A 15439-nucleotide genomic window follows, 5' to 3' on the forward strand; every position below is an offset into this window, starting at 1 on the left:
AAAAAAAGACAATCAAATTGATTGTCTTTTTTGCTCCTCCTCTTGGGCTCGAACCAAGGACCCTCTGATTAACAGTCAGATGCTCTAACCAACTGAGCTAAGGAGGAAAATCCTATATTTTAAATTTATTTTTAAGTCTTTGTTTGACATTTCACTAAAAAGCTCCTCCTCTTGGGCTCGAACCAAGGACCCTCTGATTAACAGTCAGATGCTCTAACCAACTGAGCTAAGGAGGAATGTTGCTTAATTGTGGGTGCAAATATAGAAGTATTTTTTACACCCACAAAAAATATTTTAAAATTTATTTAAAAATCATATTCACAATATCATTCCCGAAGATGAATACCATTAATCCTAAGATAATTACAACTCCAACCATTTGTGCTTTTTCTAAAACTTTTTCACTTGGTTTTTTCCCTGTCACCATTTCATAGATAGCAAAAACAGCATGTCCACCGTCCAAACCTGGAATTGGTAATAAGTTAATAAATGCTAACCAAGCAGAAATCATTGCCGTAAATGACCAGAAAAATAACCAGTTCCATTCTTTTGGCATTTGTTTTACCATTCCAATTGGTCCAGCAACTTGCTTACGACCGTCTTTTACTTGGAACAATGTCCCAATTCCACGAACTTGCGTTGCAATCACTTCAAATGGCTCTACGATTCCTTTTGCGATTCCTTCACCAATTGTATAATCTTCCTTAGAAATCAATGAATCTAAATACGCTGTTGATCGAAGAAATCCAATGCTTCCATCTTTACCTACATTAACCATCAACTCTACAGGCTCACCTTTTCTTTCAACACTCAAAGAAACAGTTTTCCCTTTGTATTCTTTTAATTTATTTGTTAAATCTGAAAATAGAGGTGTTGTGAAACCATCAATAGCAATTACTTTATCATCTTTTAATAAACCTGCTTTTTGTGCTGCGCTATTCTCTACAACTGAATCCACAACGGTTGGCATTTGAGGAATAAAGAAAGCGCCTTTAGCGTTTAAAATTTCAGTTCTGAAATCTTCTGTAATTGGTAAAGAAACTTCTTTTCCTTGACGTTTTACATCTAAAGTTTCACCACCTAACAAGGCTTCTTTTCCAATTTCATTTAATGCTTGATATTTAACACCATTTACACCAACTGGAATATCACCTTTTTGCAAGCCGAATTTAGTTTGCGTTGCATTCGCTTCGATTCCATATTGCATTTTGTTTACATCAACAAAGCTTTTTCCTTGAGAAATGAATAAAATAGTATAAATAATCATCGCTAAAATGATATTCACAATAATACCTCCTAACATAATGATTAATCGTTGCCAAGCTGGTTTTACGCGGAATTCCCATGGTTTTGGTTCTTGTTTCATTTGTTCCAAATCCATACTTTCGTCAATCATTCCCGAAAGTTTTACGTATCCTCCAAGAGGCAACCAACCGATACCGTAAACAGTATCACCAATTTTCTTTTTCCAAATGGCAAATTTCACATCGAAAAAACAAAAGAAACGTTCAACACGAACGCCAAACCATCGCGCTGTTACATAATGTCCTAGTTCGTGCAACATTACTAAAAGCATCAAACTAAGCATTAAGGTAGCTATCTGTATTAACATATTGTTTTAAATTTATTTATGTTCTAATTTTATTAAACGATTACAAAATTAATCGAATTTATTTATCAAAGCGGTTTATTTTTTCCATTCTAAGGTTTCTAACAATTTTTTTACATCTTTTTTGATATAATCAACTGCTGGAGCTAAAGAATCGGGTTTTGGTTGAGTTTTGAAATAAACCGAACCTGCTAAAAAATTCTTTACACTATCCGTCGCATGAAACTGAATATTAATCGCTGATTCTCCTCCTAATTCATACATAGTACCAAAAACCTTTTTTTCTGGAAAAGAAAATTCTTGTGGCGAGATAAAACTGGCTTTAACCGTCTGTTCTTGCACAAAACTTTCACTTTCTTTTATTTGAACGATTAAATCTTGTGGAGACTGAACTGGAAAATATGTCAGGTAAATTGTCGCTTTCATTCTTGGATAAACAATATTGAAAGAGTTTGGTTTTTTACCCATAATGACCTTCCCAAAGTTTGAGTATTGAAAAGTATAGGGTACATTTTCTTTGAAAGACAGATAAGTTTGTTGCGGATATTCGAGGCGAACTTGTCCTAAAGGTTTGGCAACTTCCTCGCTTTTATTGCACGACACAAAAAAAATAGCACTACTACATAATGCTATTATAGTTTTAAAATTCATTGTATAACGTAAAACGTTAAGTTTTTTAAAATTCATTTAATTTTTTAATTTCTAAAAAGGCAAATCGTCTTCTCCTTCATCTATAAAAGGTGGCTCGACAACTGTTGTGTTTTGTTGACTTTGCTGAACTTTGTTCTGATCATTTTGCATGGCTTGACGTTGTTCATTGTCAATTTTTGGTGTCAAAAACTCGATTGAATTTGCTACGATCTCTGTTGTATAACGCGTTTGTCCGTTATCGTCCCATTTGCGCGTTTTGATGCGTCCTTCAACAAAAACTTTATCTCCTTTTTTCAGATAACGATCACATAATTCTGCCAATTTATTGCGTGTCACAATATTGTGCCATTCTGTTTCTGTAATTCGTTCTCCTGTTCTCGAGATGTAAGACTCTGTCGTTGCAATAGGAAATCGTCCAATACAATTTTGTTCGTCAAAATGATGCAATTTTACATCATCACCCAAATTTCCGATCAAAAGTACTTTATTCGTTGTTCCATTCATAGTTGTAATAGATTTTTAGTGGCTTGTTACTTACAAAGTTAATCCAAATAATGTTTATTTATAAATTTTTCTATTGGTTTTGGAAGCGGATAATGTTCTAGATCATTTAAAGCAATCATTTCAAAATCATTTTCGGCTTTCAAATTTGTTATATCTATTAAAGATACATTTAATTTCCAATATTTTATAAATAAATTTTGATGCGACAAAATATGTTTCTCCTCTTCGATAAAAGTTAGATTATTTTCAAGATTTTGATCTAAAATCCAACCTTTATCCAACAAGTCAGTTTCGGTTTCTATTTTTGGAAAAGTGAATAAATTTTTCCAAACATCATTTCCAATTCGTTTAGACAAGGCAATTTTATCTTCATTTTCGATGAGAATAAAATGTAAAAAACGATTCGAAACTTTTGTCTTTTTCAATTTTATAGGCAATTCGTTGACTTTATTTAATCGAAGCGCTTCACAAGACTCATTAAGTGGACAAATTTCACACTTTGGCTGTTTTGGTGTACAAATTGTTGCACCCAAATCCATTACCGCCTGATTAAAATCACCCGGACGTTTTTTATCAATGATTTCTAAGCCCAAATCCCAGAAAATCTTCTTTGTTTTAGGCGAACTTATATCATCAGTAATATTAAAATATCGCGCAAAAACTCGAAACATATTTCCGTCTACAGCAGGTACAGATTCATCATACACAATAGATGCAATTGCAGCAGCAGTGTAATCTCCTACGCCTTTTAGCTTTTTTAAATCTTTGAAATTATTCGGAAATTGTCCATTTAATTCATCAGCAATCGTCTTTGCCGTGAAGTGTAAATTCCTGGCACGGGAATAATAACCCAGTCCTTGCCAAAGTTTTAGCACTTTTTGTTCGTCGGCATTTGCCAAATCGAAAATAGTCTCAAATTCTTGTATGAAATTATTGTAAAATTTCATACCTTGGTCAACCCTTGTTTGTTGGAGAATAATTTCCGACAACCAAATGTGAAAAGGGTCTTTTGTATGACGCCAAGGTAAATCTCGTTTATTTTTGTCAAAATATGACAAAATCAGATAGTTGAAGTTCATAAAAACTGAAAAAATCTTTTTTTGTTGGGATACTATCGTTATATTTGCACCCGCTTTCAAATTTAAGAATAATAAGAGGAATTATGACAAAGGCAGAAATAGTAAATAACATTTCAGGTAAATTAGGACTTGAAAAGAGCGATACTCAAAGGGTGGTAGAATCGTTTATGGAGGAGGTGATTAAATCATTAGTAGAAGGAGAAAATGTATACTTAAGAGGATTTGGTTCTTTTACTATTAAAACTAGAGCTGAAAAAACAGGTAGAAACATTACAAAAGGTACTTCTATCATTATCCCAGCACACAACGTTCCTACATTTAAACCAGCTAAAACTTTCATCGAAGATGTAAAGACTAGCGAAGCAAACGTAATCAAATAACAATAAAATAATTGTATCATGCCAAGCGGAAAAAAACGTAAAAGACATAAGGTAGCGACGCACAAACGCAAAAAACGTCGTCGTCTTAACAGACACAAAAAGAAAAAATAATTAGTAGCTAAGCTATTAATAATTTAGTCTTTTTACAAGATAGCACTTTTCAATGGAAATTTTGGAAAGTGCTTTTATCATTTTTAAAAACATAATTTTTTGATGAGTAAAGAATTAGTAATTTCAGCCTTAGCTGATCAAGTACGCATCGCAGTTTTAGATGAAGGCCGATTGATGGAATTTCATCAAGATACTGCAAATGATGGGTTTGCAGTTGGCGATATTTACTTGGGAAAAATCAAAAAATTAGCTCCTAGTTTAAATGCAACCTTTGTTGACATTGGTTATTCGAAAGATGCATTTTTACATTATCATGACTTAGGTCCACAAATACGTTCTTCTAACTCTTACAATAAAATTGTAGCGAACGGAACGTACAAAACCGAAAAATTGAAAAACTTCCGTATGGAAGCACCAATTGATAAAGATGGTCAGATTACTGATATTTTTGCACCTGGTGATTCCGTTTTGGTTCAAATTACAAAAGAACCAATCCATACGAAGGGACCAAGAATTACTTCTGAAATTTCAATTGCTGGTCGCTATTTAGTTTTAGTTCCATTTTCGGAACGTGTTTCGATTTCGCAAAAAATCAAACAAAAACCAGAACGCGATCGTTTAATCAAAATTTTAGAAGGTTTAACACCAGAAGGCTTCGGAGTTATTATCAGAACAGTTGCCGAAGAGAAGAACGCAGAAGAGTTGCAAGCAGATTTGGCTTATTTGTTAAACAAATGGACTCAAATCTTCAAAAATCTTCAGAAAAAGAAAGCCCCAGCTAAAATTCTTAGCGAAATGGACAGAGCTTCTTCTATTTTAAGAGATAATTTTAATGATGATTTTATTAAAATTTCTGTTGATGATGACGAATTAGCTGACGAAATGCGCGAATATTTGGAAGTTATTGCACCAGATAAAATTAATTTGGTAAAAGAATACGACGATCCATTTGTTCCAATTTTTGAGAAGTTTAATGTCGAAAGACAAATTAAACAAGCTTTTGGTAAAACGGTAACTATTCCACAATCTAAAGGTGCATATCTTGTGATTGAACACACAGAAGCGTTACACGTAATTGATGTGAATTCGGGAAATATTTCTCGAAATTCTAAAAATCAGGAAGATTCAGCTTTTGCCGTAAACAAAATTGCTGCTTCTGAAATTGCACGTCAGTTGCGATTACGTGATATGGGAGGAATTGTTGTGGTCGATTTTATTGACATGACGGATGTAGAACATAAAAAAGAATTGTTTGAACATCTGAGAGCTGAAATGGCGAAAGATAAAGCAAAACATAAGATTTTGCCACCAAGTAAATTTGGATTAATTCAGATTACAAGACAACGCGTTCGCCCAGAGGTGAATTTTGTTACAACTGAAGAAAATCCTAACCAAGAATCGAATGAAGTTGAAGCACCTATCGTTACAATTGATAAAATTGAACAAGTGCTCTTGAATATCCTTGATAGAAAAGATAAGGATTTACGAAAAATGTCGTTGCACGTGCATCCTTTCGTAGCTGCTTATTTACAACATGGATTGCCAAGCATTCAGATGAAATGGTTTTTTAAGCATAAAAAGTGGATTAAGATTGTACCAAGAGATGCGTACAAATACTTACAATTTAATTTCTTGGACAAGGATCATAATACACTTTACAACGAATCAAATTAAGAAAAACCTCGCAATTGCGAGGTTTTTGTTTTTAATTAATCTTTTTCAACTCCTCCGCTAGAGTTTTCTGCGTCGACCATCATTTGTACTCTTTTTTTATATTCACTTTCAAGTTTTTTAAACTCTTCTTGATTGATTAATTTTCCTTTATTAGGTTCAGTAAATTTTAATGAATTATCCAATTGAATAGATTCTAATTTATATGTCATATATTGATCAGGAACGGTTTTAAATGATTTTCTCATCTCCAATATTAATCCAGGAAGATTATTATAATTATTAGGTCCACATTTCGATTTTATTTCTGTAGCATACCAAGCTTCGAGTAATAAATCACCTTCTTCGTATATTGCTTTCTTAACATTAAATCCTTTTATAACCTTAGTTTCTCGAGTCAAATTCCAATTTATTTTAGTGAAATCTACTTTTATCAAGTACAATTTATTATCCATTTCTCTTGAAACCTTTAAATAATTTTTATCAAAATCATAATAACTTTCTAAGTCTTTGTAGCCGCCAATGTAATTTAAATTGCTTGTAGCTCCTTGAGAATTATCAAGTTTTACAATTTGTTTTTGAGAACAACGATTATTATCACCAGTTAATTCTATATATAATGGTCGAGAATAACGTTTTTCAGTTTCTAAATCTTGTTCTGTTTTTCCGAAATTCATGAACTTACGAACTTCATATTCAACCTTGAATTTTTCTTGACCAAAACTAAATATTGGAAAAAAAATTAACAATAAATATTTCATATGTAATCGGTTTGAAGATAAATATACCTAAATTATATAAAAAAATCCGTTCAACTATTTGAACAGATCTTTTTATATTCGTTATTCAACTTAATACTATGAAAAAAATCTTCCGAATTCTACTCAAAATATTAGGCCTTTTAGTTTTACTTATTATTGTTTATTTACTTGCGGTGGTTTTGTTGCCATTAATTCCAGTGAATAAACAAAAAGATAAGCCTAACGATCAAATTACTGCGTATATTTTGACAAATGGTGTACATACAGACATTGTAGTTCCTGTAAAATCTGAAACGATTGATTGGTCTACTTTTGTGCCTTTTTCGCATACAAAATCGAAAAAAGAATACAAATATATTGCCTTTGGTTGGGGAGATAAAGGCTTTTATTTGGATACACCAGAATGGAAAGATCTTAAATTTTCTACAGCTTTCAACGCTGCATTTTGGTTAGGAGATTCGGCGATGCATACTACTTTTTATGATAATATGACGATAGATGACGATTGTAAAAGAGTTGATTTGAGTGTAGAAGAGTATCAAAAATTAATTGTTTACATCAAGCAATCATTTGATTTGGATCAAAATAACAAAGTCGAATTAATAAAAACAGATGCTGTTTATGGAGATAGTGATTCGTTTTACGAAGCAAAAAGAAGTTATAGCTTATTTTTTACGTGTAATACGTGGGCTGCAAGCGCGTTAAAAGCAGCAAATAAAGAAGGATCATTGTGGACGGCAACACAACAAGGAATTTTTCGTCATTATGAATAAATTTTTTTAAATTATTTCTAATTCATTTTCAAAGAGTTGCCTATTAATGCGACTTGTAGAACGAAAAAAAATACTTTTAAGATTTGGAAGTAATAAAATTTGCTCTATATTTGCAACACAATATCGATAACGATACTCCTCCTTAGCTCAGTTGGTTAGAGCATCTGACTGTTAATCAGAGGGTCCTTGGTTCGAGCCCAAGAGGAGGAGCAAAAAAGACAATCAATTTGATTGTCTTTTTTTATTTCACAAATATTTAACATTTCCTCACACAACCATTCACCTAACTTTTGCATCTTACTAATAGAAAAACAAATAAAATCAGATTAGTATGAAATTTAGAAAAGTATTTAGCGTTTTAGCATTATTAATGGTTATGGTAACATTCGCACAAAAAAATATGAAAATAGATTATTCAATGTATCCAAAAGCAAAAGATGGATATGAACAGAAAATTATCACTTTAAAACCACAAGCCAATGAAGAAAACTATTTAGTTGAAATATTTGCTGGGAAAAAAACAAAGGTTGATTCTTGTAATCAATTTTTCTTAAGTGGAAATTTTGATCAAAAAACTGTTGATGGTTGGGGTTATGATTATTTTAATTTCGAAACTGATGGAAATATAGCAGGAACTTTAATGGGATGTAGTGACAACAAATCTGTCGAAAAAATTGTACATGCTCAATCTTTGCAGACGCGTTACAATAGCAAATTACCAATCGTAGTTTACGTACCAAAAGGCTATACTTTAGAATATAGAATTTGGAAAGCAGATGAAAAACTTAACATAGTTAAGTAATATTTATAGTTGTTAATTGAAAAAGCTCGAGAAATTCTCGAGCTTTTATATTTTAATGAAATACCAATTGCGTAATCGTGTAAATAACCAAACCAACAAGTCCACCAACCAGCGTCCCGTTAATCCGAATAAATTGCAAATCTTTTCCAACTTCCAATTCTAGCTTTTCGCTCAATTCTTTTCCTTCCCATTTATCAACCGTATTACTAATCAAGCTTTCCATTTCTTTGACATTTCGTAAAATCATACGGTAAATAAAATGACGCACCCAACCATTAATTTTATCAATCATTTCTTGGTTATCGTTCAAATTTTCGGTTAACTTTTTAATGTTTTTCTTAATGTAAACTTGCATTGCAGAATTTTCATCATCAAAACTTTCGGTCAGATTTTGTTTAATCGCCAACCACAAATCCAAAGCATAATCATTCAATCGTTCTTTTGTGATAAAATCATCTCGAAGCGATTCTAACCTAAATTTCCAATCGGGAGATTCTTTTATATTCTGAATGTTTTCTCGGATAATTCGTTCGATATTATGACGAACTGGATGTTCTTTATCTTCTTCAACCTCATCCAAAAAACTCACCACGCCTTCTACTACTCCTTTCGATATTTTTTTACCAGCAAAAAATGAAATCACAGGATGTTTTTCGTTTAATTTATCTTTAATAATCAAATCACTTTCTAAGATATATTCTTTTGCTTTTGGAATAATTGCTTCTAAAATTTCGTCGTGTTTTTCCTTTTCTAAAATATACTCTAAACTTGATGATACTAATTCAGGTAAATCAAATTGTTTTAAAATTTCATCACCTTTCAAGGTTATAAAATCAACGACATCTTTATCATCTAAGTCTTTGACAATTTTCTTGGAGAAATTAATCAACTCTTCTTGCAACATTTCTTGATTCGTAGGTTTATTCAACCAATCTGCTGCGTATTTTACAACTTCTAATTTCTCGATATATGGACGAATTGTAGATGGCGTCAAAAAATTCTCAGTTACAAACTGTCCCAAATTATCTCCGATTGCATTTTTACTATTTTCAATCAGATTTGTATGCGGAATTTTAAGTCCAAGCGGATATTTGAACAAAGCTGTAACCGCAAACCAATCGGCAAGCGCACCAACCATCGCTGCTTCGGCAAATGCTTCCACATATCCGATCCATTTCGCTGGCGAATGTTGACTTAGATACACCATCAAAAAGTAAATAAAAGCCATCAAAATGAATAATCCTGTCGCAATAGCTTTATGTTTTTTGAGGTTTTGTATTTTCTGAAGTTCCGTCATAAAAGTGTTTTGAAAATTTGTTGCAAAAATTTAGCCAATCAAAAAAGCGGAGAATTCTCCGCTCAAATTTTTGTGTTTTTGATTTATTTACTTTCCTGAAAAACCAATAATGCAACATTTGCACTCGATAATAATCGTTGGCTATGATTGATTGTAAATAATCTTTCGAAAGACGATAATTCACGGTGAACAACACCTAAAACATCGATGTTGTTTTTTGTACAATAAGTGATTAAACCATCTTCTACATCTTTATTCGGTTCAATTGTAATCATCGCTTCAGGATATTCTTCTTCCCATTCTTTTTTCACGCTTAACATTTGTGGAGTAATCGATTTATCATCAACATGTACAATGTTCAACAATTTATCGTAACGTTTTGTCACTTCTTCCATTTGCGCCAAAGCTTTTGCTTCTTTTTGATTGAACAATGTAGCGTAAGCAAAATTTCTTTCTTCTTTAAATTTTACATTATTTGGAACAACCAACACAGGTGCAGGCGAATTGTTAATGACATTTACCGTGTTAGAACCAAAAAACTTTTTGCCTAAACTATTTTGTCCATTCGTTCCCATCACCACGTATTGTATATCTTCTTTGTTGATAATATCCAAAATCATCAACAACAAATCGCCAACAACCAAAGAACTCTCTATTTTAACGTGTTCAAGGTTATTTTCTTTTGCAATATTTTTAAGTTTATTGATATAATTTTCGAAGTTTTCTTCTGTAACTTCAAGATAATTTTTAAGATTTGATTGTACCGAGACTAACTTAATATTAGTTTTGAGAACTTTTGCAAGGTTTAACGCATACAAAAAAGCATTGTTCGCTGTTTCCGAAAAATCGGTTGGAAATAATATTTTAGCCATAATAATTAAATTCTAGAATAGATTGTTCTATAAATTTACAACTAAAATTTAGGTAAAGCCACAAAAAAAGTCTTGATTTCTCAAGACTTATCTATTTTTTAACCGTTTTTAATAACCAAAACGACGCAAATCATTCTCTTTGCTTCTCCAGTCTTTTCGCACTTTCACGAAAAGTTTCAAGAATACTTTTTTATCAAAGAATTTCTCTAACTCTTCTCTTGCTTCTTTTCCTACTTTCGATAAAGACTCTCCTTTATGTCCAATAATAATTCCTTTCTGAGAGTCACGCTCAACAAAAATTTCAGCTTCGATAGAAATTAAATTCAAATCTTCTTTGAAACGTTCTGTTACTACCTCAACAGAATATGGAATCTCTTTTTGATAGTTTAATAAAATCTTTTCGCGAATTACTTCATTTACAATAAAACGCTCCGAACGGTCTGTTAATTGATCTTCTGGATAATATTGCGGACCTTCTGGAATAATTGCTTTGATCTTATTAATCAACAAATCTACATTCACGTTTTCTTTTGCCGAAATAGGTAAAATCTCTGCTTTTGGTAATAATTCGTGCCAATATTCTACTGCTTCATTTAATCGATCTGGCGTAGCTGTATCAATTTTATTCAATAATAAAATAATTGGTGTAGATGTTTTTTGCAGACGTTCGAAAACTTGTTCATTTTTCAATCGTTTTTCTCCAATTTCTACAACATAAAGAATCACATCAGCATCCACCAACGATTCATTTACTGCATCCATCATTTTTGTTTGCAGTTCATAAGCAGGATCCAAAACACCAGGCGTATCCGAAAATACAATCTGATAATCTTCTCCTGTTAAAATACCTTTGATACGATGACGTGTAGTTTGCGCTTTGTGTGTTGCGATAACCAAACGCTCTTTCATCAACATATTCATCAAAGTAGATTTTCCAACATTTGGATTTCCTATGATATTTACAAAACCGGATTTAAATTTCTTTTCGTCTGACATTCTGCAAATTTAGTGATTTCTATAATATTATTTCAGATTAATATGTTGAAGAAAAGATTAATATTCTAATCCAATTTTAATTTCATAAAATTGATTTTGGTCTGTATTTTGAATAATTCTAATTAAGTTCAAAAAAATATGACGAAAGTTATGGTTTATTGAAAAATATGATTAATTTCATACATGTGTTATGGAAGATTAAATTAACCAAAATTTAAAAAAATGATGAAAGCAGAACTTATCGAAAAAGAAGAAGTAAGAAACTATAAATTTTTAGACGCGCCAAAAGACGAAGTAACGGTAGAGGCAAACAAATTGAATGGTGCAGTAAGATTAGGAAACGAATTCAAATCGAAAGCATATATTACATTTCAAACAGATCAAGGTCCTAAGAAAATTGAGACGACTGTTTGGTCTGTTACGGATAAATTTTTACAAATTAAGAATGGAGTTTTGATTCCGTTAAAATCTTTAATTGATATTCAATACTAAAAATTGTTTATTGCTTAAATTAAAAAAGGGATACGACGATGTCGTATCCCTTTTTTAATTAATTATTATCGTTGGATTCTTTCAACAATCTAATTAACTCTGCACGTATAGCAGCTTTATCATTACTTTTCGGGAAATCTCCTATAAAAAATGTTTGTTGCGGAACTTCATAAGGTTCTAATTCACTTTTTGGAATATCAACATGTTCAGCAAATCGACTTTCTATTACCAAAGAAATTACATCTTCTGTAGATCCTTTTTTCGGAAAAGCAATCACAATAAAGTTATAATCGATATATGGTTTTAATTTTTCTTCAATCAATTCTAAATTCACCACATCTTTCCCATTCAACTTACACTCATTTCCAAAAATCCATCTAAACTTTTTCTGATCATCCGAAACAACAGCCTGTCTATTTAAATTTAGTGATTCTTTTTCGTAAGGCGAATTCAAGACTAAATTACCTTTTTCATCTTCCGAAAGTTCTATTTTATCTAAAACTGTATAATCTGTTTCATCTATTTTCTTTACTGCAATCGGAAACCCATTCGCGGTAAAAACTTGATAAAAAGTTGTTTTCGTTTGATCATTCAATTTACTTTTCAAATCATCTGACAAATCATCACTTTCGACAGCAATTTTTTCGATTCTTGCTAAATCTTCAAAAGAGTTTTCAATCTGTTTCTTTGTCAAATAAGCATAATTTAATGCGTATCCTATCTCGTCTTGACTTTCGTCCGTTAATGGAATCTTCACTTTATCCGAATCTTCATGACAATACAAATCAAAACCTCCTTCTATGGCTTGAACCAATGAAATTTCTCCTTCATTTTCTAAAACCGATGAACTTAAAAGTGTAGAATCTCCTTTTTTCAATCCTAAAAAATTATTTAACGAATGAAACGTTTCATTCACAAATTGAGGATCAAAATTTGATATATAAACATTATCTTCTCTCGAATAATGGAAATTAACTTTTTCTTCTTTTGAATCGATCTTTTTCATCAAATCAAAAATATCATTTTGCCATTGAAAGGTATTTTTATCCTGAAATTCACTTAAAATCTCTGGAATGTTTTTATTGTTAAAATCTAACTTCATAATAATTACTTTTGTGTGTTTTTAATTTACTGATAATCAAATTAAATCAATAATTTTACCAAAAAACTCGATTAAAATGTTTTTTCAACTTTTGTTGACAAAAAGTTGAAAAAAGCAGTTTCAAAAATTGGTAATTTTATAAAATTTAATGGATAATTATTTATCTTAGCAAGATGAATCACAAAACAGATTTTTCGAATTTAAGATTTAAACGAAATCTAAATTCTAATCCATCACATATAGAGTCATTTGAATTAGATAGTTTACAAGTCAAAAGTGATTACAATTACGATGATGTAAAAAATCTGAAACAGATTAACTTTTTACCCGGAGTTGCCCCATATTTACGCGGTCCTTATACGACAATGTATGTTCGTCAACCTTGGACAATTCGCCAATATGCAGGTTTTTCTACTGCAGAAGAATCGAATGCTTTTTATAAAAGAAATTTAGCTGCTGGTCAGAAAGGGCTTTCTGTTGCCTTTGATTTGGCTACTCACCGCGGTTACGACTCAGATCATGAACGTGTTGTAGGAGATGTAGGTAAAGCTGGCGTTGCGATAGATTCTGTAGAAGATATGAAGATTTTGTTCAATGAAATTCCATTGGATAAAATTTCGGTTTCGATGACAATGAACGGAGCTGTTCTTCCTATTTTAGCTTTTTACATTGTAGCTGCAGAAGAGCAAGGTGTTTCGCAAGATCAACTTTCTGGTACAATTCAGAATGATATTTTGAAAGAGTTCATGGTGCGTAATACATACATTTATCCGCCAACTCCTTCAATGAAAATTATTGCAGATATTTTCGAATATACTTCTCAAAAAATTCCTCGCTTCAATTCAATTTCTATTTCGGGTTATCACATGCAAGAAGCTGGAGCTACGCCTGTTTTGGAAATGGCTTATACCCTTGCAGATGGTTACGAATATGTAAAAACTGGTTTGGAAGCAGGATTGAAAGTTGATGATTTTGCTCCTCGTTTATCATTTTTCTGGGCGATTGGAATGAATTTCCCTCAAGAAATTGCAAAAATGAGAGCTGCTCGTATGTTATGGGCAAAATTGATGCAAGAATTTGAGCCTCAAAATAAAAAATCATTAATGTTGAGAACGCACTGTCAGACTTCTGGTTGGAGTTTAACAGAGCAAGAACCTTATAACAATATTGGTCGTACAGCGATAGAAGCGTTAGCTGCTGCTTTAGGAGGAACGCAGTCTTTGCATACCAATGCGTTGGACGAAGCAATTGCTTTGCCAACAGATTTCTCGGCTCGTATTGCACGTAATACACAAATCATTTTACAAGAGGAAACTCAAATTTGTAGAACGGCTGATCCTTTTGGAGGAAGCTTTATGATTGAATCTTTGACAAATGAAATGGCAAATCAAGCGTGGGAATATATTCAAGAAGTTCGTGAATTAGGTGGAATGACGCAAGCCATAGAAGCTGGAATTCCAAAAATGCGTATTGAAGAAGCTGCTGCAAAAAAACAAGCCAAAATTGACTCTGGTGAAGTCGCAATTGTTGGTGTAAATGCTTACCGCTCGAAATTAGAACAACAAGAGTTCGAAATTTTAGAAGTTGACAACACTGCTGTTCGTCAAAAACAAATTGATCGATTAAATCAAATTAAGGCCGAGCGTAATAGCGAAGCTGTTCAAGATATTTTAGCGCAATTAACAAAAGCTGCTGAAACTGGCGAAGGAAATTTATTAGAATTATCTATCGAAGCGGCTCGTCGTCGTGTTACGTTAGGTGAAATTTCTGATGCATTAGAAGCCGTTTTTGGTCGTCACAAAGCGATTACAAGAGGAATTCAAGGAGTTTATGCTATGGAAGCAGGTAAAATGAATAAATTTGAGGAAGCTCGTAATTTAGCTGATGAGTTTGCAGAAGAAGACGGACGTCGCCCTCGTATTATGGTGGCAAAAATGGGACAAGACGGTCACGATCGTGGTGCGAAAGTCGTTGCAACATCTTTTGCGGATATGGGATTTGATGTGGATATTTCTCCTTTGTTCCAAACGCCAGCAGAAGTTGCGAAACAAGCTGTAGAGAATGATGTTCATATTTTAGGAATTTCTTCTTTGGCAGCAGGTCACAAAACATTGGTTCCGGAAGTTGTGAAACAATTGAAAGAATTAGGTAGAGACGATGTTTATATCGTAGTCGGAGGTGTTATTCCGCGTCAAGATTATGATTATCTTTATCAAAATGGTGCAGATGCAATCTTTGGTCCAGGAACAAACTTGGCGGAATGTGCCTGCGAAATTTTAGAGAATTTATTGAAATCTTATAAATAAATCTATTTTAGTATGAGTATTCCTGTCTATTGA

At 32.3% G+C, this 15439-nt stretch carries 15 protein-coding genes and 3 tRNA genes; 7 read left to right on the top strand and 11 right to left on the bottom strand.

The genetic code is table 11. The annotated features are described in order from the left end of the window. Positions 1-33: 33 nt before the first annotated feature. The 6 genes from B3J26_RS12070 to mutY all read right to left on the bottom strand — a co-directional run bounded on the left by B3J26_RS12070 (position 34) and on the right by mutY (position 3822). Positions 34-107, bottom strand: a tRNA-Asn gene (locus B3J26_RS12070). A gap of 55 nt (positions 108-162) precedes the next feature. After that, a tRNA-Asn gene (locus B3J26_RS12075) sits at positions 163-236 on the bottom strand. A 65-nt stretch (positions 237-301) separates the two neighbouring features. Then, a complete protein-coding gene (gene rseP, locus B3J26_RS12080; RefSeq protein ID WP_291074694.1) occupies positions 302-1612 on the bottom strand; it encodes an RIP metalloprotease RseP in 1311 nt (436 codons plus the stop codon). A gap of 75 nt (positions 1613-1687) precedes the next feature. After that, entirely contained in the window at positions 1688-2296 is a 609-nt protein-coding gene (locus B3J26_RS12085) for a gliding motility lipoprotein GldD (RefSeq protein WP_260392386.1), read from the bottom strand. Positions 2297-2311: 15 nt separating this feature from the next. Further along, positions 2312-2764 carry a single-stranded DNA-binding protein gene (locus B3J26_RS12090; RefSeq protein WP_038334855.1) on the bottom strand — a complete coding sequence of 151 codons (453 nt, stop codon included), beginning with the start codon at positions 2762-2764 and terminating at the stop codon, positions 2312-2314. A gap of 38 nt (positions 2765-2802) precedes the next feature. Further along, positions 2803-3822 (bottom strand): A/G-specific adenine glycosylase, encoded by a 1020-nt coding sequence (gene mutY, locus B3J26_RS12095; protein ID WP_291074695.1) that lies wholly within the window; start codon positions 3820-3822, stop codon positions 2803-2805. Positions 3823-3926: 104 nt separating this feature from the next. Between mutY and B3J26_RS12100 the strand changes: the two genes are divergently transcribed. Both B3J26_RS12100 and B3J26_RS12105 read left to right on the top strand, forming a co-directional pair. Then, complete coding sequence (locus tag B3J26_RS12100; protein WP_019975652.1) at positions 3927-4223, top strand: HU family DNA-binding protein; 297 nt, start codon at positions 3927-3929, stop codon at positions 4221-4223. A 213-nt stretch (positions 4224-4436) separates the two neighbouring features. After that, positions 4437-6008, top strand: a complete 1572-nt coding sequence (locus B3J26_RS12105) for an Rne/Rng family ribonuclease (protein ID WP_291074696.1) — start codon at positions 4437-4439, stop codon at positions 6006-6008. A 35-nt stretch (positions 6009-6043) separates the two neighbouring features. On the opposite strand, the gene B3J26_RS12110 is transcribed toward B3J26_RS12105, so the two are convergent. After that, positions 6044-6766 carry a GLPGLI family protein gene (locus B3J26_RS12110; RefSeq protein ID WP_125349904.1) on the bottom strand — a complete coding sequence of 241 codons (723 nt, stop codon included), beginning with the start codon at positions 6764-6766 and terminating at the stop codon, positions 6044-6046. A gap of 98 nt (positions 6767-6864) precedes the next feature. Between B3J26_RS12110 and B3J26_RS12115 the strand changes: the two genes are divergently transcribed. The 3 genes from B3J26_RS12115 (at position 6865) to B3J26_RS12125 (ending at position 8341) form a co-directional block, all read left to right on the top strand. Further along, positions 6865-7539: a TIGR02117 family protein gene (locus tag B3J26_RS12115; RefSeq protein WP_291074697.1), complete on the top strand. Its 675-nt coding sequence runs from the start codon at positions 6865-6867 to the stop codon at positions 7537-7539. Positions 7540-7675: 136 nt separating this feature from the next. Beyond that, positions 7676-7749, top strand: a tRNA-Asn gene (locus B3J26_RS12120). Between the two features lie 121 nt (positions 7750-7870). Beyond that, positions 7871-8341, top strand: coding sequence for an ecotin family protein (locus B3J26_RS12125; RefSeq protein WP_291074698.1), 471 nt, complete (start codon positions 7871-7873; stop codon positions 8339-8341). A gap of 52 nt (positions 8342-8393) precedes the next feature. On the opposite strand, the gene B3J26_RS12130 is transcribed toward B3J26_RS12125, so the two are convergent. The 3 genes from B3J26_RS12130 to era all read right to left on the bottom strand — a co-directional run bounded on the left by B3J26_RS12130 (position 8394) and on the right by era (position 11506). Next, positions 8394-9638 carry a DUF445 domain-containing protein gene (locus B3J26_RS12130; RefSeq protein ID WP_291074699.1) on the bottom strand — a complete coding sequence of 415 codons (1245 nt, stop codon included), beginning with the start codon at positions 9636-9638 and terminating at the stop codon, positions 8394-8396. A gap of 83 nt (positions 9639-9721) precedes the next feature. After that, a complete protein-coding gene (locus B3J26_RS12135; RefSeq protein WP_221854431.1) occupies positions 9722-10510 on the bottom strand; it encodes a universal stress protein in 789 nt (262 codons plus the stop codon). Between the two features lie 108 nt (positions 10511-10618). After that, a complete protein-coding gene (era, locus tag B3J26_RS12140) occupies positions 10619-11506 on the bottom strand; it encodes a GTPase Era (RefSeq protein WP_038334822.1) in 888 nt (295 codons plus the stop codon). A gap of 222 nt (positions 11507-11728) precedes the next feature. Here era and B3J26_RS12145 point away from each other — a divergent pair, with 222 nt between their 5' ends. Further along, positions 11729-11998, top strand: coding sequence for a hypothetical protein (locus tag B3J26_RS12145; protein WP_038334819.1), 270 nt, complete (start codon positions 11729-11731; stop codon positions 11996-11998). Between the two features lie 58 nt (positions 11999-12056). Here B3J26_RS12145 and B3J26_RS12150 read toward each other — a convergent pair whose 3' ends face one another. After that, positions 12057-13100, bottom strand: a complete 1044-nt coding sequence (locus tag B3J26_RS12150; RefSeq protein WP_291074700.1) for a hypothetical protein — start codon at positions 13098-13100, stop codon at positions 12057-12059. 173 nt (positions 13101-13273) lie between these two features. On the opposite strand from B3J26_RS12150, the gene scpA reads away from it, so the two are divergent. Further along, the gene (gene scpA / locus B3J26_RS12155) at positions 13274-15406 is read left to right on the top strand and encodes a methylmalonyl-CoA mutase (RefSeq protein WP_280051711.1); all 2133 of its coding nucleotides are present in this window, start codon (positions 13274-13276) and stop codon (positions 15404-15406) included. Positions 15407-15439 lie beyond the last annotated feature (33 nt).

Origin of the sequence: Empedobacter sp. UBA5987, from assembly GCF_002429865.1 — a bacterium.
Classification (GTDB): domain Bacteria; phylum Bacteroidota; class Bacteroidia; order Flavobacteriales; family Weeksellaceae; genus Empedobacter; species Empedobacter falsenii_B.

Coding starts and splice junctions, on each gene's coding strand:
- B3J26_RS12090 (WP_038334855.1), bottom strand. CDS start 2,764: ATGAATGGAACAACGAATAAAGTACTTTTGATCGGAAATTTGGGTGAT.
- B3J26_RS12115 (WP_291074697.1), top strand. CDS start 6,865: ATGAAAAAAATCTTCCGAATTCTACTCAAAATATTAGGCCTTTTAGTT.
- B3J26_RS12105 (WP_291074696.1), top strand. CDS start 4,437: ATGAGTAAAGAATTAGTAATTTCAGCCTTAGCTGATCAAGTACGCATC.
- B3J26_RS12135 (WP_221854431.1), bottom strand. CDS start 10,510: ATGGCTAAAATATTATTTCCAACCGATTTTTCGGAAACAGCGAACAAT.
- era (WP_038334822.1), bottom strand. CDS start 11,506: ATGTCAGACGAAAAGAAATTTAAATCCGGTTTTGTAAATATCATAGGA.
- B3J26_RS12130 (WP_291074699.1), bottom strand. CDS start 9,638: ATGACGGAACTTCAGAAAATACAAAACCTCAAAAAACATAAAGCTATT.
- B3J26_RS12110 (WP_125349904.1), bottom strand. CDS start 6,766: ATGAAATATTTATTGTTAATTTTTTTTCCAATATTTAGTTTTGGTCAA.
- scpA (WP_280051711.1), top strand. CDS start 13,274: ATGAATCACAAAACAGATTTTTCGAATTTAAGATTTAAACGAAATCTA.
- B3J26_RS12145 (WP_038334819.1), top strand. CDS start 11,729: ATGATGAAAGCAGAACTTATCGAAAAAGAAGAAGTAAGAAACTATAAA.
- B3J26_RS12085 (WP_260392386.1), bottom strand. CDS start 2,296: ATGAATTTTAAAAAACTTAACGTTTTACGTTATACAATGAATTTTAAA.
- B3J26_RS12100 (WP_019975652.1), top strand. CDS start 3,927: ATGACAAAGGCAGAAATAGTAAATAACATTTCAGGTAAATTAGGACTT.
- rseP (WP_291074694.1), bottom strand. CDS start 1,612: ATGTTAATACAGATAGCTACCTTAATGCTTAGTTTGATGCTTTTAGTA.
- B3J26_RS12125 (WP_291074698.1), top strand. CDS start 7,871: ATGAAATTTAGAAAAGTATTTAGCGTTTTAGCATTATTAATGGTTATG.
- B3J26_RS12150 (WP_291074700.1), bottom strand. CDS start 13,100: ATGAAGTTAGATTTTAACAATAAAAACATTCCAGAGATTTTAAGTGAA.